The sequence below is a fragment of the Skermanella mucosa genome (genome assembly GCF_016765655.2).
Lineage (GTDB): Bacteria > Pseudomonadota > Alphaproteobacteria > Azospirillales > Azospirillaceae > Skermanella > Skermanella mucosa.
In genome coordinates this window covers 4,872,337-4,896,419 of record NZ_CP086106.1, presented here as the reverse complement: position 1 = coordinate 4,896,419, position 24,083 = coordinate 4,872,337, and the positions used below count along the sequence as shown (strand labels likewise).

The window sequence follows — 24,083 nt, the reverse complement described above, 5'->3', positions numbered from 1 at the left end:
TCACGGCACCGGAAAGCCGGTCACTCCCCGGCGGAGCGGATCGCCGCCAGCATCGCGGGATCGATGTTCTTCGAGCTCTCGGCGATCCCGGCCGTGGCGGTGCGGAACGGCGCCGTGTCCACCGTCTCGATCACCATGCCCTTCTCCCGGAGCTTGACCAGCTGCTCGGCCTCCAGCCGGTGGGACTGCTCGCGCTGGTACGCGGTCGCCTCGGTCACCGCCTCTCGCAGCTTGGCCTGGACGTCGTCGGGCAGGGTGCTCCACTTGGCCTCGCTGACCATGACGGCGTGCGGCCCGTAGACGTGGCCGGTCAGGGTCACGTATTTCTGGACCTCCCACAGCGAGTTGGAATAGATGATCGTGATCGGGTTCTCCTGGGCGTCGATCACGCCCTGGCCCAGGCTGGTGAAGACCTCTCCCCACGCCATCGGGATGGGCGACGCGCCGATCTCCTTGAAGGCCGCGATATGCACCGGGTTCTGCATGGTGCGCAGCTTCATGCCCTTCATGTCGGCGGGCTGGGCGACCGGCTTCTTGGTGGTCAGGTGCCGCCAGCCGTTCTCCCACCAGGCGAGGCCGACGATCCCCTTGGGCTCCATCTTCTTCAGCAAGGACTGGCCGACCTCGCCGTCCAGCACCTTGTAGGCGTGCGCCGAATCCTTGAAGACGAAGGGCAGGTCGATCACGCCGATCTGCGGCACGAAGGCCAGCAGCGGCCCGGTGGAGACCACCGCCATGTCGACCGAGCCGAGCTGAAGCCCCTCGACCATCTCCCGCTCCTCGCCGAGCTGGCGGTCCGGGTAGATCTCCACCTTGACCGCGCCGCCGGTCTTCCGGTCCGCCAGCTCGGCGAACTTGACCAGCGCCAAGTGGGTCGGATGGGTGGTCTGGGTGCCGTGCCCCGCCTTGATGACGTAATCTGCGGCCAGGGCCTGACCGCCCAGCGCCGCCAGCAGCGCCAGGCCGGAGAACAGCGATATCGCGCCTTTCATGGCTTATTTCCCCCCTTTGTTGCGTTCTTCTTGGTTTTACTTGCAGATGTCCTTGACCGACTGGAGCACGCTGTCCTTGTCGAACACCCGATCCAGCCAGCCCTCCTTGAAGATCACCGGCTTGGCCTGCTCGATCGCGTGGAGCGCGCCGTCCGAGAAGCGCCCCTGGGGAAAGATCCCGAAGGCGATCGCCAGCTCGATGTTCAGGTGCCCCAGCATGAAGTCCACCGCGGCCTCGCGCGGGACGCCCCGGCGCTCCGCCTCGTCCACCGCGTCGCGCATGGCGAGCGACAGGGTGGCGCCGACCGTCTCCGACAGGGCCGGCTCCAGGATCGCCAGCTGTTCCACGGTGACCCTGTGCGACCGCATCACCGGCTTGTAGATCATGCGGGCCACCCGCTCGCACAGGGCGTAATGCTCCTCCGGCCCCTGCATCAGGGCGCAGACGATATGCTGCTTGGCCGCGATGCCGCCGAAGAAGTCGTTCTTCGCCGCCGGCTCGACCTCGTCGTTGAAGATCGGCGGATGGCACGGATGCGTCACGAAGTACGTCACGTCGTCCCGCTTCGGCAGCTCGCCGGCATGGGGAGCCGCCGCGTCCAGCATGATGATGGCCGTTCCCGGCCTCACCTTGGAAATGAACCCGTGGGCGATCTTGCCGATCAGCCGATCGGGAACCGCCATCAGCACCACGTCGGCCTCCGCCAGCGCCCGGTCCTGGTCCACGCAGGCGGCGCCGATCGCGTCCTTCAGCCGCTGCCGCCCCTCGTCGGAAATCTCCACATGGTCCACCTGGAACTCCGAACCGTGCAGGTTCGTGGCCAGCCGGACCCCCATCTTGCCGCCGGCGCCCAGCAGCGCGATCCTGGTCATGCCTTCATTCCCTCCCATCGTTCCTATCCCATCGTCCTTCGAGCGGTTTCCGGCCAGATTGGACCGCTCCACACAGCCTGCCGCTCCATTCGCCGCGATGCGTTGGGCCACGGCCCAACCTACGGCTTGATGCAGGGCAGAGGTGATGCGGGCCGTCGATCGCAGGTTGGGCCGAGGCCCAACGCATCGGCCCGGCTGCCCCGGCCGGATCGACCTGATCGGGCACGGCCCTATTCCTCGGCCGAACCGCGCTTCGCGGCTCGGAAATAGTCGGGCCGGCCCATTTGCCCGCCCTTCAGGGCGATCTCCAGCCCGGCATGGGCCGGGTCGTCGGAATGGGCGCGGCACAGCGGAGCCCCCGGCGCCACCGGGGCCAGCGCCGTCAGCGCATAGACCCCCAGCGTCATGGCGGCATGGCCGGAGGTGTCGCCCCCGGCGATCACCCCGCGCTTCAGCCCCGCCGTCCGCATCACCCGGTCCAGCAGGCGCCCCAGCCCTGCGCCGATCCTGTCGTTCACGGCCTCCATGGGAACGCCGCTGGCCTCCACCGCAGTCCGCATCGCCGCCACGGCCGGGTCGTCCGGCCCCAGCGCCGAGAAAACCAGCGGGTCCCGCCCGGCGCCGAGCGCCGCAAGCGCCGCCTCCGCCGCCCGGTCCAGCTCGCGTTCCCACGCGGGTCCGTCCACCGCCAGCGCCGCCTCGACCCGTATGCCCTCGAACCCCGCCTCCAGCGCCGCCGCGATCTGCCCCGCCGTCACCGCCGAGCAGGAGCCGGAAACGCAGGCGATCCGCTCCGCCGCCCCGGCCCGCGCCAACGAAACCTCGCCCGCCTCCGGGATCAGCCCGGCCTTCCGCCACCACGCCACCAGCGCGTATTCCAGCCCCTGCGAGCCGATCGCGAAGACCCGCCCCCCGTTCGGCCCGCCGCCGCGTTCCCAAACCAGCCGCCCGGCCTCCGCCAGGGTCTCGGCGTCGATCACGTCCAGCGCCACGATGGCCGCACCCCGCGCGGTCTCCCTCTCCAGGGCGGCGTCGGCCTCGCCCCGCTTCATGGAAACGCAGTCCACCAGCCCGACCGGCAGGCTGGTCTGCCGGCCCAGATGAACCCTCACGTCCGCCTCGGCCATGGGTGTCACGGGATGCCGCGACATGCCCGGATGCCGGTCGAGCCGGTAGCGCTCGCCGTCTGCCGCCGCCGCGAACAGGTTGCCGAACGCTTGGTACCGCGCGATCTCCGGCGCACCGACCACCAGCGGGTGCCACGCGCCCCCCAGCAGCGGCACCGCCAGCTCCGCCGCCCGCCCGATCGAGCCGACATGCGGCGAGGAGTCGAAGGTCGAGCACACCTTGTAGTGCGCCACCGGCGCCCGCAGCCCCGCCAGCGTCCGGAACACCGCCGGCAGGTGCCGGTCCATCCAGTCCAAGCCCTGCGACCGCGCCACCCCGGCGAAGCCGATCCCCCGGTACCCCTCGAACCGCGCCAGCCGCTCCGGCGTGGGCACGCCCAGGAACAGCACCGTCGGCAGCCCGGCGAAGCTCATCACCTCCATCACCGCCGACGACCCGGTATAGTCGTCGCCGTAGAAACTCAGCAACAGCCCCCCGGGCAGCCCCCGGACCCCGCCGGCGCCCGTCATCATGACGCCAGCGCCGCTTCCCAGGCGTCGCGCAGGGCGCCGACGCCCGCCGCCGGCCCGTCCGGGTGCCCCATGATGCCGCCGCCCGCCGCGAAGATCAGGTCGGCCGACCCCAGCGCCGCATAGGTCCCCGCCGCCTGCTTGGCCGACTGGCCGGACGAGAACACCGGCATCACCGTGCAGGGCTTGCCCTCGAACATCGGCGTCAGGCACGCCCGGGCCGAGGCGACCACGCTCTCGTCGGGTTCGCAGAACTTGTTCTGGAGCCCGTTCACATGCATGTGGTCGGCGCCGGCCAGCCGCCAGATCTTCTGCCAGGCGACATAGGACCAGCCCAGCTCCGGCGCCCGCGACAGGTAGCCCCAGCCGTTGCGGTGGGCGTGGATCGGAAGCTGGCTGAACCGCCCCAGCTCGACCATGCCGACCACCCCGACCGAATTGAGGCTCGCCATCACGCAGGTGCCGCCCAGCTCCACCACCAGGTCGTGCCGCCGCCGCATCTCGTCCAGGTCGCCGGTGATGTTGAAGGCGAACATCACCTTCCGGCCGGTCCGCTCCGCGCAGGCGTCGATCACCCGCATTACCGCGCGCGCCCGCGCCTCGAACGGGCAGTGCGGCCCGTCGGCCTGGAGCTCGTCGTCCTTGATGAAGTCGATCCCGGCGTCGCACAGCACGCGGACCAGCTCGGCCGTCGCCTCCGGCCCCATGCCGACGCTCGGCTTGACGATCGTCCCGATCAGCGGGCGCCGCTCCACCCCGGCCAGCCGCCGGGTCCCCGCGACCCCGAACTTCGGCCCCGGATACTTCTCCGCGAACGCCTCCGGCAGTCCGATGTCCAGCAGCCGCAGCCCGCTGAAGGGCCGCAGCTCGAACAGGTTGCCCGCCACCGTCGCGACCAGGTTGGGCAGCGAGACGCCGAAGTTGTCCAGCGACCAGGACAGCACCACCTCCGCCCGCCGCCAGACCGGCTTGCCCTCAAGCCCCTTGGGAACGCCCGCCCCCGGAAGCGACGGCGCCCCGACCGTCTCCAGCTCGGTCAGCCGCTCCACATGTGCGCCGTACAGCGCCCGCATCTCGTCGGTCTCGCCCGGAAGCCGGACGAAGGTGCCGGTGGACTGCTCTCCCGCCATGGTCTCGACCGCCTCGTCGAGCGGGTAGGCCGTCTCTATCCGATATGTCGCGGTGATGCGCTGCGCTGGCATTGCCATGAGGCGTCCGACCTCCCCAGGTCCGTGTTCGTGCTTCTTATATACTCATCATACCAGTATGCCGGAACACCGCAAGGCCCTTGTCACTGGAACAGGCGGAGCAGGATCTGGGGAGCCTGGTTCGCGATCGACAGCGCTTGGTTGGACAGCTGGATCTTCAGGTCGGTCGCCTGCTGCCGCGCGCTCTCCTTCGCAAGGTCGGCATCGACCATCGCCCCCAGGCCGGCGGCATGGGCGTTGGACTGGTTCGTCAGGGAGGCTTGCCGGTTCTCCAGGGATTTCTGGGTGGCCCCCAGCTTGTTCGCGGCCGATGCGAACACTGTCCACTGCTCCTCCCAGACGCCCAGGGCCTGTTGCGCCGCTTCCGGCGACCCGATGCTCTCCTGGTTCAGCCTGCTCCAGTTCATGTCCAGCCGGAATGCCTGTATCCGGGTGGTGTCGCCGTCGGTCGAGACGATCACGTCCTGCGAATTGACGACTCCCGGCGTCGGGTTGAACGGGATCGACGTCCCGTTGTCGAGCGTCAGGTCGATCAGGATGTTCACGTCCCTGTAGGACGCATCGGCCAGGATCGCCTTGGCATCGCCCAGGATCTGCCGGTATTCCTGGTCATAGCTCGCCCGCTCGGTCTCGCTGGTCGCCGTGTCGGCGGCCTTGAGAATCACCTCCTTCAGGTGCCCCATCTGGTCCAGCAGCCGTTCGCTCGCCACGCGGGCGACGGTGACGAGGCCCTGCGCCATGGAAAGCCGCTCCGACACGGCGGCGGTGGCGCCGATCTGGGACTGGATGCGCATCGCGACCGCCTTGGTCGCCCCGTCGTCATAGACGTCGGCCACGCCCAGGCCGGTCGCGATTGCCTTCTGGCTGGCCTTGGAATCCGCGTCGAGCCGGCTACGGTTGTTCAGAAGAAGTGTCACCGTGGCGTTCGTATTCAGAGACAGCATACCGACCAATCCAGCGCATCCGGTTCCATGATGCGGATTGAAGCAAGTCATATGCCAAGTAAAGTCCGAACCGAAAACAGGTGAAACTCCGTCATTCCGCGCGGATTGACAGGCATCGGTGGGCAAATCATTCCACGAAGGACAAGGCGCGCGGCATATTTTTCCTATCAAGAGACGGGTTTACTGCATTTAATTAAACTTTATTCTGTCCGCGGCGCCGCGTCCGACTGCGCTCCCGGGGCGGCAGAACGCAGAACGACAGCCCGACACCGACCAGGACCAGCGCCCCGACGACGATGGTCTCATAGGCGACGGTCACCGGCCCGATCCGCGCGTCCATGTGCCACAGCGAAATCTTCAGCAGCGGGATGATCCCGTACAGTCCGGCCGCCGTGGAGGGCAGGGTGATCAGCGGCAGCAGCACGCCCCAGATCACCAGCAGCTTGCCGAGCGTGCGCACGGCCAAGCCTCCGCTCACGCCGGCCGGCCGCCGGCCGAGGCGCCGCCCCGGTTCTCGCGCAGTCCATCGGCCCGGCCGCGCGCATAATCGGCGGCGTTGGCCGCGATCAGGTCCCGGATCTGCCCTTCCAGGTCGGAGAGGCAGCCCTGGATCGTGCAGAGCAGGATATGGAACCCCTGCAACTCGTCCCCCTCGATCCTGGGCCGCTCGTCGCCCTCGAACGGGACGGACAGGAAGGCGATCAGCTCGCCGAGATGGCGCGCGACTTCGGCCGGCGACTCCTCGCCGTTGGGAAGCATCAGCCGGTACCGGCCGCGGTGGACCGGCGAGTCGGGCGGCGGGTGGTCGGACAGGTGCGGGAGATGGTCGAACGGGTGTTGATCGGGCATGGTCATGGGGCCGCGTCTCCGAAGGAGCGACACGACGAGGGGGCGGGCGCGCACGGGCCGGCGATCACCCGGAACGGACGCGGTTCACCCCAGGGGGAGGGCAGAGCCGGGAAGCGGGCCACCGCTCAGGCGGAGCGCCGCCTGTTTCGGAGCACGAACGCATTTCCTACTGTTCATCTGCGTTGCCGCCGACGCCGTTGAAGCAGTCATGGCCTAAGCTTTGGGGATGTGCTACTTTAAAGCGACAGCCCTGGTGCCGAACAACCCCGCCAGTAGGCCGGGTACGCTGAGATCGGCATCAAGGCTTTCCCAATGCAAACCGATGCCCCTTCCCAGCACCTCCACTTCGGCCAACTGCTCGGCGGTAGCGTCCTGAAGTCCTTGGACCAGTCCCGGCGGAAAGGCGAAACTGCGACCATTGATCAACTCCACGATAATCCGCCCGTTGGAGGCATCGAATTTTGCGGATTTGGCGCGCGGTTCGGTCATCAGCAATTCGGAACCACGCCGTTCCGCATCCACGATCTCGCGTATGGGATAGTCACTCACCCAAGGTCCTCCAGATTCAATTAGCCGTTTCGGCCGCTATTCCCCTCCAGTGCCGGCCACTTGGCGGACACCGCTGATCAATCCTCAAGCGCCGCTTCGACAACTTCCGGCGCGTGTGCAACCACTTTCAAGTACAGCCACTCCACCTGGTCCGGCTCCCGGCGGCCCTGCTCCCAATCCTGTAGAGTTCCCAGGTTCAGCCCGAAGCGTTTGGCAAATCCGGCCTGACTCAGGTTCAGCGTCTCGCGGATCGCACGAATATCCTTTGGCCTGAAGGCGTGGGCCAGCTGTTCGCCGGTCAAGGGCGGATTGTCGGGGTCGGATAAGGCGTTTGCCTCGGCCTCGTCATCGCTCATGGCGTCGATACGCTTCCAGTCCGATTGGCCCAGGGGTTTCGGATCATGGCCCGGCCGATAACGCACAATATCGCTTTCGCTCATTCTCGCGCGCGCCACTGCCTTCTCGTCGTGCTGTACGGCAAGACCGTCATACCCTGCCAAGTTGCCTCCCGCTGCATCGCAGAGTCTACCTCAAACGATACATACCAGTGAGTTGCGGACTGCTTCCCACAGCAGCGGCACTTTCGCACACCACTGCAAACCGCCATGCCTTCGGCGAGCGCCCGGCGCGCATCATAGGATTGATGTCCTTGGCCCGCTTGTGCTACGATCCGATAGCCTTAAGGCAAAGGGCAGGGCGCGGCCCTTGCCGGATCTTTGACATGAGAATAGATCCCAACCACCCCGCCTCCGGCGGTCATCACGATGACCCGTGATGACCCGCGATGACCCCGGGGCGTCAATGGCAGTGATAAGTGCCATTCTTCCGGTCATGGTGGCAGCCCTTGCGGTCCAGCCCGCCGGAATGGGCGAAGGCGATCGACGGCAGGAGGAGGGCGAGGGCGGACAGTACGGCGACAAGCTTCAGGCGCATCGGATCACTCCCGAGTTGATTATCGGGGTATTTTACCGAAAGCGAGAATGAAATAGGAGTCAATACAACCTGAAGAATGCAGACGTATGCCTTGGACGGATTGACCGCCCGCCCGAAGGTCAGAATAGTGACTTCCAGTTACTTTCAGGCCGGTTCCAAGCGGTCATGGTGACCCGGCACCTGATCGCGGAAGCAGCGACTCGCCGTGATCCGTGCCCATCCTTTGTCATCCGTGTCCATCCGTGATCCCTTCGGCCTTGCCGGGCCTCCGCTGTTCCGGCCGGCTCCATGATGACACCCGAAAGAGGCGCCGGCCCCGATCCGGCCCCGCCGTAGTGACCGAAGATGACCTCGACTTTGGCCATCCTAAATGGGACTTTGATCAGGCCCTGATCCAGAAGAAGGGTTCCTCGGCGATGAAGTCGAGGGCGTCATCAAGGGGCATGATGGCGCCGAAGGGACCGGCGGGTCCCCAGGCGTCGCGTCGCCACCAGAGGACCTCGACCTCGTCGTCCTCGCCGGTCGGGCACAGGCGGGCGACCGGCGCGCCGGTGCGGGTGCTGACCAGCGAGTAGCCGTGACCGGCGCGCCGGGCGCGGACGCCACCTTGCGGCCAGGGGTGGGCGTGGATGCGCTGGAGCACGGGGTCGGTCTTGGCGGCCATGGCGATCTCCGCGGGGCGGGACTGTTGGGTCCAACACTCCAACCGCCCGGAGGGGACCATGGACCGCCCTGACCCGCCGCTGCCCGAGGCGTTCTGCCGCTGGCTCGCCCCGGCGCTCGCTGTGTTCTCGCCGACCTGCCGGCCCCAGGCCGCCGCGCTGGCGGTCGGCGCCCTGCTGGCGCTTGGCCCGCGCACCGTGGCCGGCGCGCTACGCGCGCTCGGCCTGGCCGGACGGGCCGATTTCGCCACCTTCCACCGGGTGCTCAGCCGCGACGTGTGGTCCGGGCTGGCGCTGGCCCGGCGGCTCACCCGGGCGCTGGTGCGCGTGTTCGCCCCGCTCGGCCCGGTGGTGGTCGGGCTCGACCACACCCTGGAGCGCCGGCGCGGTCCCCGGGTCCGGCCGGCGGCACACTACTACGACCCGGTGCGCTCCTCGCGCGGGCGCAAGGTCACCAGCCGCGGCCTGCGCTGGGTCTCGGCCATGCTGCTGGCCGAGGTGCCGTTCGCCCGCAAGGTCTGGGCGCTGCCGATGCTCAGCGCGCTGGCGCCGAGCCAAGCCTTCTGCCAGGCCGAGGGCCGGCGATACCGGCCGGTCACGGCGTGGGCGCTCAGCCTGCTGCGCCTGGTGCGGCGCTGGCTGCCGGGGCGCGCCATGGTCGCGGTGATGGACGGCGAGTTCGCCTCGGTCGGCCTGCTGCGCGAGTTGGGCCGCGCAATGACCGTGGTGACCCGGCTCCGCCTGGACGCCCGGCTGTTCGACTTCCCGGCCCCGCGCCCGCCCGGCCGGGGCGGTCGGCCCGCCACCAAGGGCAAGGCCCAAACCAAGCTGGCCAAGCGGCGGCACGACGCGGGCGAGCCCTGGCAGCGCTTCGCCCTGCTGGTCCGCACCGGGCGTCGCCACGCGCGGGAGGCGGAGTTCATCTCCGGCACCGCGCTGTGGCACCACCCGGGGGAGCCGCCGGTCGCGGTCCGCTGGATCCTGGTGCGCTATCCCGGGTCCAAGCGCGACCCCGACGCGTTGGCGTGCACCGACTTGACGGCCGACCCGCTGGTCATCCTCGGCTGGTTCTCCAGGCGCTGGCTGATGGAACTCACCTATGAAGAGGCGCGCGCCCACCTCGGCGTCGAGACCCAGCGCCAGCACGCCGACAAGGCGGTGTTCCGCACCACCCCGGTGCTGTTCGGCCTGTACTCGCTGGTCGCGCTCCATGTCCAGGCCTTCGCCGGCCAACTCGACCTGACCCCGCGCCGGGCGGCCTGGTACCCCAAGACCGCCCCGACCTTCGCCGACGCCCTGGCTGCCGTACGCATCGCCCTGTGGACCGACCTGAATTTCGTCACAGCCCTGGATCCCGGCGAAACCGTCCAAATTCCTCGCACCGTCTACGTCAGGCTCGTCCAGGCCGCCGCTTATGCCCCCTGACCTATCAAAACCAATCCGAAGCCGCTCGTAGTCCCATTTAGGATGGCCAAAGTCGAGATGACCTTTGCGGCCTTTCCGGCGCCCACGTCATCACGACCGCGCTGGGAATGATGACATCGGCTGACATTTTGGCACGGGAGAGGGGTGTCAGCCCTGTAGGCTAGGTAGAGCGACGCGGCACCCGACAAAGCCGACGCGTTGCCGTCGGGTGCCGCTTCGCTCTGCCCGACCTACATTTCTCCAATGATTCAACCAGTCATCGTGCCGGGCAGTCGCGGGCTTGATCCGGGAATCATGACATCCGCTGACATTCTCCCACGGGGGAGGGGGGTGTCAGCCGAACGCCACCGCCTCGCCGGTCTCCGCCGACCGGTAGGCGCCGAAGGTCAGCTCCAGGGTGCGCAGGTTGTCCGCCCCCGAGGTGTCCGGCTCGCGGCCCTCGCGCAGGCAATCGACCCAGTGGCGCTGGATCGCCAGAACGCTGTCCTGCACCACGTGCCACGGCCGGGCGGCCCAGGGCAGAAGCTCCGCATCGACCGGCCGCACCTCCCGGTGGCCCGGCCGGCTCAGCACCAGCCGATAGCCCTGCTCCAGATCGATCGTGCCGTCGGTCCCCTCGATCCGCACCAGGCATTCGGGGAAGGGCTCCGGCTCGGTCCGGGTCGCGGTGGACAGGTCGACCACCCCCGTGACGCCGCCGTGGAAGTCCACCAGCATGGTCGCGGTGTCCTCCCCCCGCACGCGCGGGTCGATCCGCGCGGTCCGGCAATAGAGCCGCCCGGCCTCGCCGAACAGGAAGCGGGCCACGTCCAGCAGGTGAAGCCCCACATCCATGATGATGTAGCGCTCGTCCTCCGCCAGGTAGGGCTGATTGGCGATGATGTCGAAGCCGTGGCGGAACTGGACCCGGCCGAAGAACGGCCGGCCCGCCCAGCCCTCGTCCAGCGCCTGCTTCACCGCCAGCAGCGGGTGCTGCCAGCGGAAATTCTCGTGGACCATCAGCTGCACGCCGGCCTCGGCGCAGGCCCGCACCATCGCCTCCGCGTCCTCCAGGCTGGCGGCGAAGGGCTTCTGGCAGATCGCGGGCACGCCGTGCCGGGCCGCCAGCTCCACCAGCGCCCGGTGGGAGGGCAGGGTGGTCGCGATGTCCACGAAGTCGGGCTTCTGCTCCGCCAGCATCGCCTCCGCGTCGGCATAGACGTTCGGCACGCCGAAGCGCCGGGCGGCGGCTTCCGCCTTGCCCACGTCCTTGTCGCACACCGCGACCAGCTCGACGCCCTCCAGCGGGGTGTCCCGCATCAAGGTCCAGGCGTTCAGGTGGTTCTCGGCGAAGAAGCCGCAGCCGACCAGGGTGCCGCGAAGCTTGCCGGGGCGCGGCGCATAGACCGAAGAAGCCGGGGAAGTCATGCGGGTCTCTCCTCGATGCGGATCCGGCGCGTCAGGTCTCCAGGGCTCCGGACCTCCGGGTTATCGTGGCGGCCCCATGGTCTTCCGGTCAACTCCCGAACCGCCGGTCAACTCCCGGACCGCCGGTCAACTTTCGAATTGCCGGTACAGCTGGCTCGCCCGCTTCAGGTGGTCGGACATGGCCGCCGCCGCCTCGTCCGGATCGCGGTCGGCGACGGCGTCGAAGATCCTCTCATGCTCCTCGATGGTGATCAGCTCGGCGCCCGGTGCCCGCAGCAGCTTCACGTGATAGACCGCCAGCCACGCGAACATGGACTGGCTGACCGCCACATAGATCGGGTTGCCGGAGATGGTGGCGATCTCGCGGTGGAAGGCCATGTCGCAGGGCAGGAAGTTGGGCAGGTCCGCCAGCGCCTCCCGGTGGTCCTCCAGCCGGCGGGCCAGCCGGCCGATATCCTCCTCCGTCGCCCGCTCGGCGGCCAGCCGGACCATGCCGACCTCGAAGAAGACGCGGGCCTCCTTCAGGTGCTCCAGGTTCTCGGGAGCTCCGGCGATGAAGTGCTTGGCGGTCTCGCCGACCTGCTCGATCACCCGGTCCGCGGTGATCGGCGTGACCCGCGCCCGCTCGCCGTGGGTGATCGACACCAGCCCCATGTGGGACAGGGTCTGCATCGCCTCCCGGATCGCGGGGCGGCCGACCTTGTACATCTCCATCAGCTGGCGCTCGCTGGGCAGCTGGTCGCCCACCGCGTACTCGCCGCTGGAGATCCGGGCCAGCAGGCGGTCCAGGACCTCCTGGTAAAGCTTGCGCCGGGGGATCGGGTCGATCGAGGTCATGGCAGCGGCTCTGGCGGAAACAGGTGCTCGAACTGGTATCATGGAACTGGTATCATGGAACTGGTATCATGATCGGGCCAGTGCCGCCAAAGCTCAAGTCAGATCGACGACATAGCGCACGAAGCCGTCCGCCGGGGCGAACCGGTCGTACAGCCGCCGCGCCACCGCGTTGTCCTGCTTCGTATGCCAGTAGACCCGGCGCCATCCCTTGGTCCGCCCCATGTCGGCGAGGTCCTGGATCAGCGCCCGGCCGGCCCCGGTCCCGCGCGCCTCCGGCGCCACGAACAGGTCCTCCAGATAGCAGGACGACGCCGTCGACCATGTGCTGGGATGCACGACGCAGTTGGCGAAGCCGACGACGACGGCGTCGTCCCGGACCGCCAGCCGGCAGAAGATCGCCGACCCCGGGTCCAGGATGCGCGCCCAGGTGCCGGCGGTCGCCTCCTCCGGCACGTCGGCCCCGTAGAAGCGGTTGTACCCCGCCCACAACTCCCGCCAGACGGTCTCGTCCTCCGGCTTCGGATCCCTGATCTCGACCATGCCGCCCTCCTCTTTGCAAGCCGGAGGACAGGCTATCACTTCCGGTCGAGGATCTTCCAGACGCCGCTGGCCGACGCCACGACCCGGTCGCCGTCCAGGATCGTCCCGCGCAGGAACACCAGGGTCCGCGTCCTGCGGATCACCTCCGGCGTGATCTCGACGAAGTCGCCGATATCCGCCGCCCCGATGAACTGCATGTCGAACTGGATCGTGACGCAGGCCTTGTTCACCGCCGCCTCCCACGCGCTGATCCCCAGCGCGCGGTCTGCGAAGGTCATCAGCATGCCGCCCTGGACGACGTTGATGTAATTGGCGTGCCGGGGTTCCGCCAGGAACCCGAACGCGTCGCCCCGCCGCCACATCGGGCCGACCAGGCCCAGGAAGCCGGAATCGGGCAGATGCTCCCACCCGGCCGCCGCAAGCTCCTCGAAACCCACGGGACGGTCAGCCAAGGTTCTCGACCACCAGGGCGATGCCCTGGCCCCCGCCGATGCACATGGTCATCAGCCCGTACCGCCCGCCGGTCCGCTTCAGCTCGTACAACGCCTTGACCGTGATGATGCAGCCGGTGGCGCCCACCGGATGGCCCAGGGCGACCGCGCCGCCGTTGGGGTTGGTCCGGTCGGCCGGCAGCCCCAGCTCCTTCGCGACCGCGCAGGCCTGCGCCGCGAAGGCCTCGTTGCTCTCGATCACGTCCAGGTCGGCGACCGACAGGCCGGCGCGCTCCAGCGCCTTCGGCACCGCCGGGATCGGCCCCAGGCCCATGACCTCCGGCGCCACGCCGGCATGGCCCCACGACAGGATGCGCGCCATCGGCCGGATGCCGCGCCGCTCCGCTTCCGCGGCGGACATCAGCACCACCGCGGCGGCCCCGTCGTTGATGCCGGACGCGTTGGCCGCGGTCACGCTGCCGTCCGGCTTGAACACCGGCCGCAGCTTGGCCACGTCCTCGACCGCCAGCCCGCGCCGGACATGCTCGTCGGTGTCGAAGACCTGGACGCCCTTGCGGGTCCTGACCTCGACCGGGACGATCTGCTCCTTGAAGTATCCGGCGTCGATCGCCCGGGCGGCCCGGCGGTGGCTTTCCACCGCGAACTCGTCCTGGGTGCGCCGGTCGATGCCGAAGCGCTCCGCCACGTTCTCCGCCGTGACGCCCATGTGGCCGTTGCCGAACGGGTCGTTCAGCGCGGCGGTCATGGCGTCCACCAGGGTGCTGTCGCCCATCTTGACGCCCCAGCGCGCGCCGGTCGTGACATAGGGCGCCCGGCTCATGCTTTCCGCCCCGCCGGCCACCGCGACCGAGCATTCGCCCAGAAGGATCATCTGGGCCGCCGACACGATCGCCTGGACCCCCGACCCGCACAGCCGGTTGAGCGTCAGGGCCGGCACCTCCGGCGGGATGCCGGCGCCGATGGCGGCCGTGCGCGACAGGTACATGTCGCGCGGCTCGCTCTGGATCACCTGGCCCATGACCACGTGCTGCACGTCCGCGGCCGGCACGCCCGCCCGGCCCAGCGCTTGCCCTATCACCAGGGCGCCCAGCTCGGACGGCGGGACGTCCTTCAGCCCGCCGCCGAAGTCGCCGACGGCGGTCCGCACGCCGCTGACGATCACGACGTCCCGGCCCGCTCCTCCAATGTCGCTCACGGTTTCCTCCCTGATCCTTGCCCGCGACCTGCCGGTCGCCCGGACCACCGTCATACGGTCGTGCTTGGCGAATGTCCACGCTCCGAAGGCCCGCTACTCCCGCAGATCCTTCACCACCGCCAGCGTCACCCCGAAGCGCCGGACCTCCGCGACCACCTGGCCGAACATGGTGAAGTTGCAGCCCGCCTGGGTCCAGGACACCAGAAAATCGGCCTGCTCCGGCGCGCCCACCAGCCGGAACTGCGGCGGCAGGAAATACATCGCGGAATTCGGATGGCCGCAGACGAAGACGCGGATCCGGTCGGCGGTGCCGATCCTGCCGCCGCGCTCGTTGGCCACGTACTCGTCCAGCTCCAGGGCGGCCTCGCGCAGGGCGGCGCCCCAGTAATCCAGCTCGTAGCGCCATTCGGCCCCGGCGATGCCGCCGGCGATGCGGTTGTAGTAGATGTATTCGTAGGGATGCAGCGCCGCCATGGTCCAGACCTGCGCCACCACGGCGGCCGTGAAGGGCAGGGCCAGCAGCCGGCCGCGCAGCCGGGACCGGTTGTCCGCCGCCGCCGCCCACAGCCGGTCGAACCCCAGCGCCGCCAGCACCGCCAGGGGCGGCAGCACGAACAGGAAATGGCGGAACCCGTTGTACAGGACGGGATGGCTGACCAGCGCATAGGCCACGGGAAAGACGGCCGCCAGCGCCACCAGCCCCACCTGGAGGCGCCGGGTCCCGTCCACGACCAGGGGAGGCCGGGCCAGGGCGCGGAACCCGTACCAGGCCGCGGGCACCAGCCCCGCCAGCAGCAACTCCGGCAGTTGCAGCCCCAGCATGGTCGCCAGGTATGTCGCCGGCAGCTCGTCCGCAGCGATCCACCGGCCGCCGTACAGCACCTCGTTGGGCCACGGGAAGGCGGAGAATTTCAGAAAAGCCCGGACCGGGTTCAGGAAGTCCAGGTGCGCCCAGGGCCAGACCAGGACCATGACCATCCAGGCGACCGGCAGGGCCGGCGACAGGCGCAGCGCGATGGACAAGGCCTGCCGGGCAGCCGGCGCGAAGCCGCCGCGCCGCGCCGCGATCCGTCCCAGGTGGCCCAGCACCGCCGCTCCCAGGAAGAACACCGCCAGCACGCCGCCGACGCGGGTCCCCAGCGTCAGGCCGAGCACGACGCCGAAACCCAGGACCAGGCCCGGGCGCGGCCGCGGCAGCTCGCGCAGGATCAGCGCCGACAGGTGGAGGCACCAGACCATGCCGCAGGCGAACGGAATGTCCTTGGGGTTGGAGAACATGTGCCCGTAATAGGCCGGCAGCAGCGCCAGCAGCAGCAGCGCGAAGAAGCCCGTCCTCTCGCCCCCGACCAGCCTGCCCAGCCGCCAGGTGCCGGCCATGCCGAGCAGCCCGACCATCCCGCCGAGCAGGTGCCGCGTCTCGTACGCGCCCAGCGGGGATACCCGCTCGAGCAGCGCCGCCGCCATGTCGAAGCCGCCGCCGTACAGGTACAGATTGTCATAGCCGAAGGCCGACAGGTCCCGCAGCCCCGAGGCATAATAGTCCAGCAGCAGCAGCCCGTAGGTCCGCTGGACCTCCTCGTCCCAGATGATGCCGTAGTTGGGGAAGGTCAGGACGATCAGGACGCCCAGCGACAGCAGCAGCCCCAGGGCCAGGTCGTCGAACAGGCTTCTCGGCAGGACTCCCGCAACCACCCGATCGAAGGCGGATTGCGGGATCCGTGGATCGATGACGGTCATCGACGTGGAACCGGTCAGGAATCGCCGCGCCGGTAAACGGACTCGGCGCCGCGCGAGGCTTCCATCCCGCGCGACACCGCCGACGGCGCCGCCCTGCCGCGGATGGAGCGCACGATGTAGAGCGGTCGCCCCTTCACCTCGTCGAAGACCCGGCCCAGATAGTCGCCGATGATGCCCAGGGTCAGCAGCTGGACCCCGCCCAGGAACAGCACGGTGACGATGATGGACTCGTAGCCGGGCACGTCGATGCCGTACAGGGCCGTCCGCATCAGCCGAAGCACGATGTAGCAGAAGGCCAGCCCGGAGACGACCGCCCCGACCAGCCCCCATATGCGCAGCGGGAACTTCGAGAAGGCGGTGAGCCCGACCAGGGAGAAGCGCAGCAGCTTCAGGAAGCCCCATTTGGTCTCGCCGGCGGCGCGCTCGCCTTGGACATACGGGACCGTCGTCTGCCGGAAGCCGACCCAGGCGAAAATGCCCTTCATGAACCGGGTGCGTTCCGGCATGCGGTTGATGACGTCGACCACGACCCGGTCGAGCAGCCGGAAATCCCCGGCCTCGCGCGGCAGCGGCACTTCCGACATGCGGTCGAACAGCCAGTAGAAGACACGCGCTCCCAGCCGGTTGCTTGCGGACTGGCCGGTCCGCGCATGGCGGATCGCGATCACCACGTCGAAGCCCTCGCGCCACCGGGCGACCAGGTCGGGCAGCAGCTCCGGCGGATGCTGCAGGTCGGCGTCCATCGGGACGACGGCATCGCCGTCGGCGACCGCCAGCCCGGCGGACAGGGCCGCCTCCTTCCCGAAGTTGCGCGACAGGTCGACCACCCGCACCCTCGGCTCCCGCTCATGGACGGCGGTCAGCCTGTCCAGCGTATCGTCGCGGCTGCCGTCGTTGACGCAGACCACTTCCCAATCCATGGGAAGGGTGTCCAGGACAGGGAATAGCCGGGCGAACAGCGGCTCGATATTGGCCGACTCGTTGTAGCAGGGGATCACCAGGGACAGCAGCATGCGTCCTTCCCGGTCGCGCTCGGTGGAACGGGGATCGATCTGCGCGACGATCGGCGATACTGCGTCCAGGGAAGACATGGTTTCGGATGCCTATAACGGTAGCGCCGCCCCGGCAAGGCTGGCGCCTGCTCCCAAGATGGTTCCAGTAATGCCGGCGCGCTCTATAACACGACCGAACGCACCGTGCTATACGTCCGATCATGATTAACTATCGAAAACGATAAGATTTAGTTACCCCAGTCATGGCATGATTCTGACTTTTTCTTCCCTTCCGAAAGCGGTATCGACCGCTCCGATGACCCGGGCCGGGTTGCCGCCGACGATCTGCCCGGAGGGCACCGGCCTTGTCACCACGGCGCCCGCCGCCACCACGCAGCCGTCGCCGACATCGGCCATGACGATGGCGCCCTCGCCGATCCAGGTGTTACGCCCGATGCTGACGAAGGCCGCGCGGTCGCGGCTGAACGGGATCAGCCGGCCCTCCGCGTCGAACCCGTGCTGGTTCTTGCCGCTCAGGATGCTGACCCGCGTCGCCACCAGCGAGCGCTCGCCGATCTCCGCATCGGCGATCACGCACATCGGCCCGATATAGACTCCCCGTCCCACCCGGGCGTGACGGCTGGAGAACCAGGTCATGAAGCCGATCTCGCAGTCCGGCGCGCAGGTGTCGAGGGTCAGCCTCGCGAAGGCCCGGCGCAGGAAGTTGCCCGGCAGTCCCGGCACGGCCGAGAATACCTGCCCGAACAGCGTGAACAGGTCTCCCCGCTCGCCGAACCGCGCCTCCAGCCGACACAGCCCCGCCGGCAGCGCCGCGATCGCGATGCACACGCCGTCCACCAGCGCCTTGACCATCGACCTGAAACTGAATTCACCCGCCATGCCGTTCTTGGAGCATGCCTCCGGGCTGCCGGGCAATGGGCTATAACGGGTAGGCGGGGAGCTGCTATGAGAGCATCCGTGAGGCTCCGCCAATTGCGGAGGGGCGGCGTCCCGCCGCCCAAGGTGTGCGGGGCGCGCCTCCTCCCAGGGAGCAGGCGCCGTAAAAAAACCAGTGGCCGAACCGTGCCCGTTGTCGGATTCTCCCGTCTGCTGTCATCGCCCGGCCCCAGCGCATGGGTGAGGTGAATTTCGAGGCGGGAGAGATCAAGTGACGCATTACGATCTGGCGGTCATCGGCGGCGGTATCGTCGGCTTGGCCCATGCGCTGGCCACCGCGAAACGCCGCCTGAAGGTCTGCGTGATCGACCGGGACCGGCGGTCCAACGGCGCCTCGATCCGCAACTTCGGCTTCGTGACGGTCACCGGGCAGCGCGCCGGCACCACCTGGAACCGGGCGCGCCGCAGCCGCGATGTCTGGGCGGAGGTGGCTCCCCTGGCGGGCATTCCCGTCCTGCACCGGGGGACCGCGGTCGTTGCCCACCGGCCCGAGGCCATGGCGGTCCTCGAACAATTCGCCGCCGGAACCATGGGCGAGGGGTGCCGCCTGCTCGATCCCGCGGAGGTGGCGCGAACCCTGCCGATGGTCCGTCCGGGCATCCGGGGCGCCCTGTGGAGCCCCCACGAGCTGCGGGTCGAGCCACGCGAAGCCCTGCCGAAGCTGGCCGCCTACCTGGCTTCCGCCCACGGCGTCGATTTCCTGTGGGGAGTCCAGGCGCGCGGCGTCGAGGCCGGTGCGGCCGACGCCGCCGTCGTGGACACCACCGCCGGACGCATCACGGCGTCGCGCGTCGCGGTCTGCCCCGGTGGGGACCTGCTGTCCCTCTTCCCCGAGACGCTGGCAAGGCGCGGCCTCACCCAGAGCAAGCTCCACATGCTGCGCCTCGCCCCGCAGCCGGGCGGGTGGCGCTTGCCGGGATCGGTCATGCAGGATCTCAGCCTAGTGCGCTACGAAGGCTACACCGACCTGCCCGGCGTGCCGGCGCTCAAGGCGCGCCTGGAAGCCGAGGCGGGGGACGCGCTCGCCAACGGCATCCACCTGATCGTCGTGCAGAGTGCCGACGGCTCGCTGGTGGTCGGCGACAGCCACCACTACGACCCGACGCCCGATCCCTTCGCCCCCGCAGGGGTGGACGCGATCATCCTGCGGCACGCGGCGGAGACGCTGGATATTCCCGACATGACCGTGACCGAGCGCTGGCTCGGCTGCTACCCGTCGTCCCCGACGGAAACCGCCTTCATCGACGCTCCCGACCCGGCGGTGCGCCTGTCCGTCGTCTCCAGCGGAACCGGCATGAGCACCGCCTTCGCCATCGGCGAGGAGGCGGTGGCCGACCTGTTCGGGGAGGGGGCGGCTTCCTGACGCCCCGCTCCCGCACCGCTTCCATCCGCTGCTCGAACCGGCTCACCATCTCCAGCGGCATGGCGATCTCCTGCTCGCGCAGCAGGACGACGGGGTCTGGCATCCTTGAAGATGCTGTTCTTCTATGAGGACCGAACATCAAGCGAGGTTTTGCATGCTGAAAGGGCAGGCTGTAAAGCGTCTCGGCAAGAAGTCCAAGAAGGGTTTCCGCGGCTTTCCCGTCGAGACGGTCGCCTGCTACGGCCCCGACGACCGGAGGGCATCGAAAGTCACCGTCGCGATCGTCCCGGCCAAGGATCAAGAGCCCTATCTGATGCGCCGATGGCTTTCGGACGACCAGGATGTCAGGACCGATCCCCAGGTCATCACGGAAATCCTGGAGTTCATCCAGCGATCCGGTGGCCTCACCGTCGTCATGGCCGACAGGATCATCGGCTGTCCGCATGAGGAGGGCATAGATTACGAGGGGGGACCTGTCCCCAATGTCCCCTCTGGGCCGGACGCGACCGCTGGACAGGAGAGATGATCGAGTGAACGGATGTGGGCGCGGGATGGCCGCACCATCCCGCGCCCCGACGTCCGAGCTTAAGCTTCTCCCGCGCCCATCACCTTGTCGATCGTGATCGGCAGGTGCCGGATGCGGCGGCCGGTGGCGTGGTACACCGCGTTGGCGATCGCCGCCGCCGTGCCGACGATGCCGATCTCGCCCAGGCCCTTCACGCCGATCGGGCTCGCCTTGTCGTCGTGCTCGTCCACGAAGATCACGTCGATGTCCCGGACGTCGGCATGGGCGGGGATGTGGTACTCGGCGATGTTGTGGTTCATGAAGCGGCCGAGCTCCTTGTCCATCAGGCTCTCCTCATGGAGCGCCATGCCGATGCCGAACACGACGCCGCCCAGGATCTGGCTGCGGGCGGTCTTGGTGTTCAGGATCTTGCCGGCGGCCACCGCGTTGACCACGCGCGTCAGGCGGATCACGCCAAGCTCCTCGTCGATCCGCACCTCGGCGAAGATGGCGGAGTGGGTGTAGCCCGAGTACTTCTTCTTGGTCTCCGGATCGGGCTGGGTCGTCTCCTCGGCCGAGATCTCGGCCTGCCCGCTGGCCGCCAGGGCGTCGGCCAGGGTGACGAAGCGCGACGGGTCGCCGTCCACTGTGATCCGCCCGTTCTCGAACACGACGCGGTCGATGCTGAAATTGGCGAGCGGCGAGCCCTCGACCGTGCGGGCCGCGTTGAACAGCTTCTCGCGCACGGTATAGCAAGCGGCCTGGACGGCGGTGCCGGCCGACGCCGCGGCCCAGGACCCGCCCTCGACCGGCGACTTCGGAAGCGAGCTGTCGCCGATCTTGACCGTCACGGCTTCGATCGGCATCCCCAGCGCGTCGGCGCCGAGCTGGGCCAGGATGGTGTAGGTGCCGGTGCCGATATCGGCGGTGGCGGTGGCGACCTCCAGCGTGCCATCGGCCTTCAGGATGGCCCGCGCGCTGGTCTGCATCATCATGGCTTCCCAGACGCCGCTCGCCATGCCCCAGCCGATCAGTTCCCGGCCTTCCCGCATCGACCGCGGCTTCGGGTTCCGCTTCGACCAGCCGAAACGCTCGGCGGCCTTGGCGTAGCAGGCCCGCAGCTCCTTGCTGCTGAACGGCTTGCCCTCGTTCTCGTCCTTCTCGGCATAGTTCTTGAGCCGGAGATCGACGGGATCGACGCCGGTCGCGTAGGCCAGCTCGTCCATCGCCGATTCCAGCGCATAGACGCCCAGCGTGGCGCCAGGCGCCCGCATGTCGCCGGGCGTGTAGGTGTTCATCTTCGCAAGCTCGTATGTGAGCTTGGTATTGGGGCAGTCGTACAGCAGGCCCGACCAGTTGACGACCACCTCCTGGTAGTCCTCGAAGGTCGAGGTCTCGGCCACCGCGTCGTGCCGGATGCCCTGGAGCTTGCCGTCCTTACCGGCCGCCATCGCCAGCGTCTGGAGCGTGTCCGGCCGGTGGACGAAGGTGAACATCTGGTCGCGGGTCAGCACCACCCGGACCGATCGCTTCAGGTCCAGCGCCGCCATCACCGCCAGGTAGAGCTGGTACTGCGGACGCAGGCCCGAGCCGAAGGCTCCGCCGACGAAGGGCGAGATGACCCGGACGTCCTCCTTCTTCAGCCCGAACACGCCGGTGACGTAGTTCTGGGAATTCTGGACGCCCTGGGTCTTGTCGTAGATCGTCAGCTTGCCGCCGTCGCCCCAGACCACGGTGGAGGCGTGGGGCTCCATGGGGTTGTGGTGCTCCACCGCGACCCGGTACTCGTTCTCGAACTGGACCGGCGCCTTGGCGAAGGCGGCATCCACGTCGCCGCGCGGCGGCGGTGCCGGGGCGATGCCGTTCCGCTTCTCCTTGGGCTCGTAGGCGGCGGCGCGCTCGGCCTTCAGGTCCGACTTGTGCGGCCAGCTCTCGTACCCGATCTCCACCAGGGTGGCAGCGTAACGGGCCAGTTCGAACGTCTCCGCCACGACCAGCGCGATCGGCTGGCCGCTGTAGGCGATCTTGTCGTCGCCCAGCGCCCGCATGGGCGAGCCCGGCGGGGCGGTCTGGTCCTGGTACTTCTTGTCCTCGTCGGCGACCTTGGGCCGGTTCAGGTGGGTGAGCACCTTGATGACGCCGGGGACCGCCTCGGCGGCCGAAGTGTCGATGCGGATGATCCGGCCGTGGGCGATCTCGGACGAGATCACGTAGCCGTAGGTCAGGCCGGGCGCCGGGAACTCGCCGGCATACTTGGCTCCGCCGGTCACCTTCAGCCGGCCGTCGATCCGGCGCTGGGCCGAGCCGACATAACGCCCGCCCTCGGGGCGGCGGAAGTCCTGGATATTGCTGGTCATGCCGTCTCGCCTCACTGGATCCGCTTGTCGATCTGGGTCTGCGGCGTTCCCGCCGCGGCCTGGGCCAGCGCCCGCACGATGGCGCGGCGTCCCAGGTCGATCTTGAAGTCGTTGTGGCCGAAGCCCTTGGCGTCGCGCAGGATATGGTCCGCCGCCTGCCTGAAGACGGCCTCCTCCGGCACCTTGCCGCGCAGCAGGTCCTCCGCCGCGGTGTCGCGCCAAGGCTTGTGGGCGACGCCGCCCAGGGCGATCCTGGCTTCCGCGATCCGGCCGCCGTCCAGGCGGAGCGCCGCCGCGACCGACACCAGCGCGAAGGCGTAGGACAGCCGGTCGCGCAGCTTCAGGTACGAGTAGTTGCTGGAGAAATCCTCGTCCGGCAACTCCACCGCGACGATCAGATCGCGCGGACCGAGGTTGGTGTCGCGCTGCGGCTCGTCGCCCGGCAGCCGGTGGAAATCCTCCATGGGGATCACCCGCTCGCCGTCCGGCCCGGCCACATGGACCTTGGCCGCCAGCGCCGCCAATCCGACGCACATGTCGGAGGGGTGGGTCGCGATGCACTTGTCGCTGGTGCCCAGGATCGCGTTGATCCGGTTGACGCCGTTCATCGCGGAGCAGCCGCTGCCCGGCTCGCGTTTATTGCAAGGCGTGCCGGTATCGTAGAAATACAGGCAGCGGGTGCGCTGGAGCAGGTTGCCACCGGTCGACGCCATGTTGCGGAGCTGCGGCGACGCGCCGGCCAGGATCGAATCCGTGAGCAGCGGATAGCGCTTGGAGACCTGCGGGTCATAGGCGAGGTCGGAATTGGGCACCAGGGCGCCGATCTTCAGTCCGCCGCCGGGGGATTTCTCGATCCGGTCCAGCGGCAGCCGGGTGATGTCGACCAGCCGGGTCGGCCGCTCGACATTGTACTTCATCAGGTCGACCAGGTTGGTGCCGCCGGCGATGAAGCGGGCGTGGGGATCGGACCCCACTTCGCGCACGGCCTCGGCCACGTCGCTCGGGCGGGCATAGGAGAAGGGGTTCATTCCGCGGCCTCCTTCATCCGGCCGCCGCCTTGTCCGACGACCTGTTCGATCGCGGTCACGATGTTCGTGTAGCAGCCGCAGCGGCACAGGTTGCCGCTCATCAGCTCGCGGATCTCGTCGGCGGTATGGGCCCTGCCTTCCTTGATCAGGCCCACGGCCGAACAGATCTGCCCGGGCGTACAGTAGCCGCACTGGAAAGCGTCATGCTCGATGAAGGCGTCCTGGATCGGGTGCAGGTCTTCCCCGGAAGATATGCCTTCGATCGTGGTGACGCTGGCGCCATCCTGCATCACCGCCAGGGTCAGGCAGGAATTGACGCGGCGGTCGTCGATCAGCACGGTGCAGGCGCCGCACTGGCCATGGTCGCATCCCTTCTTGGTGCCGGTCAGGTCGAGACCGTCGCGCAGCAGGTCGAGGAGGCTGGTCCAGGGTTCGACCTTCAGGTGCCGAACTTCTCCGTTGATGGTCAGCGTGATGGGTATGGCCTGGGCGGAACCGCTTGCCGGCCCGATGTTCGGCATGGAGTTCAAAGCGAACCTCCTCTGGAAGCGTCGATGGATTGGGATTCGTCCGAACGGCGTGACCGATAGGCGGGGATCACTCGGCCGTTCGGACATTAACCTTTTGCCCCGGCCCCAGGT

At 68.6% G+C, this 24,083-nt stretch carries 25 protein-coding genes; 3 read left to right on the top strand and 22 right to left on the bottom strand.

Features of this window, described 5'->3' with window-relative positions:
* Positions 1-20: 20 nt before the first annotated feature.
* The 11 genes from JL100_RS22755 to JL100_RS22705 all read right to left on the bottom strand — a co-directional run bounded on the left by JL100_RS22755 (position 21) and on the right by JL100_RS22705 (position 8,649).
* A complete protein-coding gene (locus JL100_RS22755) occupies positions 21-992 on the bottom strand; it encodes a TRAP transporter substrate-binding protein (protein WP_202682037.1) in 972 nt (323 codons plus the stop codon).
* Between the two features lie 36 nt (positions 993-1,028).
* Positions 1,029-1,865 carry a phosphogluconate dehydrogenase C-terminal domain-containing protein gene (locus JL100_RS22750; RefSeq protein WP_202682038.1) on the bottom strand — a complete coding sequence of 279 codons (837 nt, stop codon included), beginning with the start codon at positions 1,863-1,865 and terminating at the stop codon, positions 1,029-1,031.
* 230 nt (positions 1,866-2,095) lie between these two features.
* Complete coding sequence (locus JL100_RS22745) at positions 2,096-3,505, bottom strand: four-carbon acid sugar kinase family protein (RefSeq protein ID WP_202682039.1); 1,410 nt, start codon at positions 3,503-3,505, stop codon at positions 2,096-2,098.
* The gene (locus JL100_RS22740) at positions 3,502-4,710 is read right to left on the bottom strand and encodes a ribulose-bisphosphate carboxylase large subunit family protein (protein ID WP_228420848.1); all 1,209 of its coding nucleotides are present in this window, start codon (positions 4,708-4,710) and stop codon (positions 3,502-3,504) included. The genes JL100_RS22745 and JL100_RS22740 overlap by 4 nt, the downstream gene beginning before the upstream one ends.
* Before the next feature lie 83 nt (positions 4,711-4,793).
* Positions 4,794-5,654 carry a flagellin gene (locus JL100_RS22735; protein WP_202682040.1) on the bottom strand — a complete coding sequence of 287 codons (861 nt, stop codon included), beginning with the start codon at positions 5,652-5,654 and terminating at the stop codon, positions 4,794-4,796.
* Positions 5,655-5,847: 193 nt separating this feature from the next.
* Positions 5,848-6,114, bottom strand: a complete 267-nt coding sequence (locus JL100_RS22730; RefSeq protein ID WP_202682041.1) for a hypothetical protein — start codon at positions 6,112-6,114, stop codon at positions 5,848-5,850.
* Between the two features lie 14 nt (positions 6,115-6,128).
* Positions 6,129-6,509 carry a hypothetical protein gene (locus tag JL100_RS22725; RefSeq protein ID WP_202682042.1) on the bottom strand — a complete coding sequence of 127 codons (381 nt, stop codon included), beginning with the start codon at positions 6,507-6,509 and terminating at the stop codon, positions 6,129-6,131.
* Positions 6,510-6,734: 225 nt separating this feature from the next.
* On the bottom strand, positions 6,735-7,052 hold the full coding sequence (locus JL100_RS22720) for a DUF2442 domain-containing protein (RefSeq protein WP_228420847.1): 318 nt from the start codon (positions 7,050-7,052) through the stop codon (positions 6,735-6,737).
* Positions 7,053-7,129: 77 nt separating this feature from the next.
* On the bottom strand, positions 7,130-7,552 hold the full coding sequence (locus JL100_RS22715; RefSeq protein WP_202682043.1) for a helix-turn-helix domain-containing protein: 423 nt from the start codon (positions 7,550-7,552) through the stop codon (positions 7,130-7,132).
* 298 nt (positions 7,553-7,850) lie between these two features.
* The gene (locus JL100_RS22710) at positions 7,851-7,985 is read right to left on the bottom strand and encodes a YHYH domain-containing protein (protein ID WP_158046849.1); all 135 of its coding nucleotides are present in this window, start codon (positions 7,983-7,985) and stop codon (positions 7,851-7,853) included.
* Between the two features lie 382 nt (positions 7,986-8,367).
* Positions 8,368-8,649 (bottom strand): hypothetical protein, encoded by a 282-nt coding sequence (locus tag JL100_RS22705; protein ID WP_202685820.1) that lies wholly within the window; start codon positions 8,647-8,649, stop codon positions 8,368-8,370.
* Between the two features lie 58 nt (positions 8,650-8,707).
* Here JL100_RS22705 and JL100_RS22700 point away from each other — a divergent pair, with 58 nt between their 5' ends.
* On the top strand, positions 8,708-10,072 hold the full coding sequence (locus tag JL100_RS22700; protein WP_228420846.1) for an IS701 family transposase: 1,365 nt from the start codon (positions 8,708-8,710) through the stop codon (positions 10,070-10,072).
* Positions 10,073-10,405: 333 nt separating this feature from the next.
* Here JL100_RS22700 and JL100_RS22695 read toward each other — a convergent pair whose 3' ends face one another.
* From JL100_RS22695 to JL100_RS22660, 8 genes are all read right to left on the bottom strand, one after another.
* Complete coding sequence (locus JL100_RS22695) at positions 10,406-11,479, bottom strand: Gfo/Idh/MocA family protein (RefSeq protein WP_202682259.1); 1,074 nt, start codon at positions 11,477-11,479, stop codon at positions 10,406-10,408.
* A 126-nt stretch (positions 11,480-11,605) separates the two neighbouring features.
* Positions 11,606-12,316 carry a transcriptional regulator NanR gene (locus JL100_RS22690; protein ID WP_202682260.1) on the bottom strand — a complete coding sequence of 237 codons (711 nt, stop codon included), beginning with the start codon at positions 12,314-12,316 and terminating at the stop codon, positions 11,606-11,608.
* A gap of 93 nt (positions 12,317-12,409) precedes the next feature.
* On the bottom strand, positions 12,410-12,856 hold the full coding sequence (locus JL100_RS22685; RefSeq protein WP_202682261.1) for a GNAT family N-acetyltransferase: 447 nt from the start codon (positions 12,854-12,856) through the stop codon (positions 12,410-12,412).
* 35 nt (positions 12,857-12,891) lie between these two features.
* The gene (locus JL100_RS22680) at positions 12,892-13,308 is read right to left on the bottom strand and encodes a PaaI family thioesterase (RefSeq protein WP_202682262.1); all 417 of its coding nucleotides are present in this window, start codon (positions 13,306-13,308) and stop codon (positions 12,892-12,894) included.
* On the bottom strand, positions 13,301-14,503 hold the full coding sequence (gene bktB / locus JL100_RS22675) for a beta-ketothiolase BktB (RefSeq protein ID WP_228420845.1): 1,203 nt from the start codon (positions 14,501-14,503) through the stop codon (positions 13,301-13,303). Before bktB ends, JL100_RS22680 begins: the two co-directional genes overlap by 8 nt.
* A 93-nt stretch (positions 14,504-14,596) precedes the next feature.
* On the bottom strand, positions 14,597-16,240 hold the full coding sequence (locus JL100_RS22670) for a glycosyltransferase family 39 protein (protein WP_202682264.1): 1,644 nt from the start codon (positions 16,238-16,240) through the stop codon (positions 14,597-14,599).
* A gap of 14 nt (positions 16,241-16,254) precedes the next feature.
* Positions 16,255-17,331 carry a glycosyltransferase family 2 protein gene (locus tag JL100_RS22665; RefSeq protein ID WP_202682265.1) on the bottom strand — a complete coding sequence of 359 codons (1,077 nt, stop codon included), beginning with the start codon at positions 17,329-17,331 and terminating at the stop codon, positions 16,255-16,257.
* 162 nt (positions 17,332-17,493) lie between these two features.
* Positions 17,494-18,132, bottom strand: coding sequence for an acyltransferase (locus JL100_RS22660; protein ID WP_202682266.1), 639 nt, complete (start codon positions 18,130-18,132; stop codon positions 17,494-17,496).
* Positions 18,133-18,400: 268 nt separating this feature from the next.
* Here JL100_RS22660 and JL100_RS22655 point away from each other — a divergent pair, with 268 nt between their 5' ends.
* Together JL100_RS22655 and JL100_RS22650 are read left to right on the top strand one after the other, a co-directional pair.
* Positions 18,401-19,552, top strand: coding sequence for a TIGR03364 family FAD-dependent oxidoreductase (locus JL100_RS22655; protein ID WP_228420844.1), 1,152 nt, complete (start codon positions 18,401-18,403; stop codon positions 19,550-19,552).
* Positions 19,553-19,706: 154 nt separating this feature from the next.
* Positions 19,707-20,078: a hypothetical protein gene (locus JL100_RS22650; protein WP_202682267.1), complete on the top strand. Its 372-nt coding sequence runs from the start codon at positions 19,707-19,709 to the stop codon at positions 20,076-20,078.
* 59 nt (positions 20,079-20,137) lie between these two features.
* Here JL100_RS22650 and JL100_RS22645 read toward each other — a convergent pair whose 3' ends face one another.
* Genes JL100_RS22645 through JL100_RS22635 form a run of 3 tightly spaced genes read right to left on the bottom strand, consistent with a single transcriptional unit; the run spans position 20,138 to position 23,963 of the window.
* Positions 20,138-22,414, bottom strand: coding sequence for a xanthine dehydrogenase family protein molybdopterin-binding subunit (locus JL100_RS22645; protein ID WP_202682268.1), 2,277 nt, complete (start codon positions 22,412-22,414; stop codon positions 20,138-20,140).
* 11 nt (positions 22,415-22,425) lie between these two features.
* Positions 22,426-23,442 (bottom strand): FAD binding domain-containing protein, encoded by a 1,017-nt coding sequence (locus JL100_RS22640; protein ID WP_202682269.1) that lies wholly within the window; start codon positions 23,440-23,442, stop codon positions 22,426-22,428.
* Positions 23,439-23,963: a (2Fe-2S)-binding protein gene (locus JL100_RS22635; RefSeq protein ID WP_202682434.1), complete on the bottom strand. Its 525-nt coding sequence runs from the start codon at positions 23,961-23,963 to the stop codon at positions 23,439-23,441. Before JL100_RS22635 ends, JL100_RS22640 begins: the two co-directional genes overlap by 4 nt.
* Positions 23,964-24,083: the final 120 nt, after the last annotated feature.

Excerpts from the sequence above, each read along its gene's own strand:
- JL100_RS22755 (WP_202682037.1), bottom strand. The coding sequence starts at position 992 with ATGAAAGGCGCGATATCGCTGTTCTCCGGCCTGGCGCTGCTGGCGGCG.
- JL100_RS22750 (WP_202682038.1), bottom strand. The coding sequence starts at position 1,865 with ATGACCAGGATCGCGCTGCTGGGCGCCGGCGGCAAGATGGGGGTCCGG.
- JL100_RS22745 (WP_202682039.1), bottom strand. The coding sequence starts at position 3,505 with ATGATGACGGGCGCCGGCGGGGTCCGGGGGCTGCCCGGGGGGCTGTTG.
- JL100_RS22740 (WP_228420848.1), bottom strand. The coding sequence starts at position 4,710 with ATGGCAATGCCAGCGCAGCGCATCACCGCGACATATCGGATAGAGACG.
- JL100_RS22735 (WP_202682040.1), bottom strand. The coding sequence starts at position 5,654 with ATGCTGTCTCTGAATACGAACGCCACGGTGACACTTCTTCTGAACAAC.
- JL100_RS22725 (WP_202682042.1), bottom strand. The coding sequence starts at position 6,509 with ATGACCATGCCCGATCAACACCCGTTCGACCATCTCCCGCACCTGTCC.
- JL100_RS22710 (WP_158046849.1), bottom strand. The coding sequence starts at position 7,985 with ATGCGCCTGAAGCTTGTCGCCGTACTGTCCGCCCTCGCCCTCCTCCTG.
- JL100_RS22705 (WP_202685820.1), bottom strand. The coding sequence starts at position 8,649 with ATGGCCGCCAAGACCGACCCCGTGCTCCAGCGCATCCACGCCCACCCC.
- JL100_RS22700 (WP_228420846.1), top strand. The coding sequence starts at position 8,708 with ATGGACCGCCCTGACCCGCCGCTGCCCGAGGCGTTCTGCCGCTGGCTC.
- JL100_RS22695 (WP_202682259.1), bottom strand. The coding sequence starts at position 11,479 with ATGACTTCCCCGGCTTCTTCGGTCTATGCGCCGCGCCCCGGCAAGCTT.
- JL100_RS22690 (WP_202682260.1), bottom strand. The coding sequence starts at position 12,316 with ATGACCTCGATCGACCCGATCCCCCGGCGCAAGCTTTACCAGGAGGTC.
- JL100_RS22685 (WP_202682261.1), bottom strand. The coding sequence starts at position 12,856 with ATGGTCGAGATCAGGGATCCGAAGCCGGAGGACGAGACCGTCTGGCGG.
- JL100_RS22670 (WP_202682264.1), bottom strand. The coding sequence starts at position 16,240 with ATGACCGTCATCGATCCACGGATCCCGCAATCCGCCTTCGATCGGGTG.
- JL100_RS22665 (WP_202682265.1), bottom strand. The coding sequence starts at position 17,331 with ATGTCTTCCCTGGACGCAGTATCGCCGATCGTCGCGCAGATCGATCCC.
- JL100_RS22660 (WP_202682266.1), bottom strand. The coding sequence starts at position 18,132 with ATGGCGGGTGAATTCAGTTTCAGGTCGATGGTCAAGGCGCTGGTGGAC.
- JL100_RS22650 (WP_202682267.1), top strand. The coding sequence starts at position 19,707 with ATGCTGAAAGGGCAGGCTGTAAAGCGTCTCGGCAAGAAGTCCAAGAAG.
- JL100_RS22645 (WP_202682268.1), bottom strand. The coding sequence starts at position 22,414 with ATGACCAGCAATATCCAGGACTTCCGCCGCCCCGAGGGCGGGCGTTAT.
- JL100_RS22640 (WP_202682269.1), bottom strand. The coding sequence starts at position 23,442 with ATGAACCCCTTCTCCTATGCCCGCCCGAGCGACGTGGCCGAGGCCGTG.
- JL100_RS22635 (WP_202682434.1), bottom strand. The coding sequence starts at position 23,963 with ATGCCGAACATCGGGCCGGCAAGCGGTTCCGCCCAGGCCATACCCATC.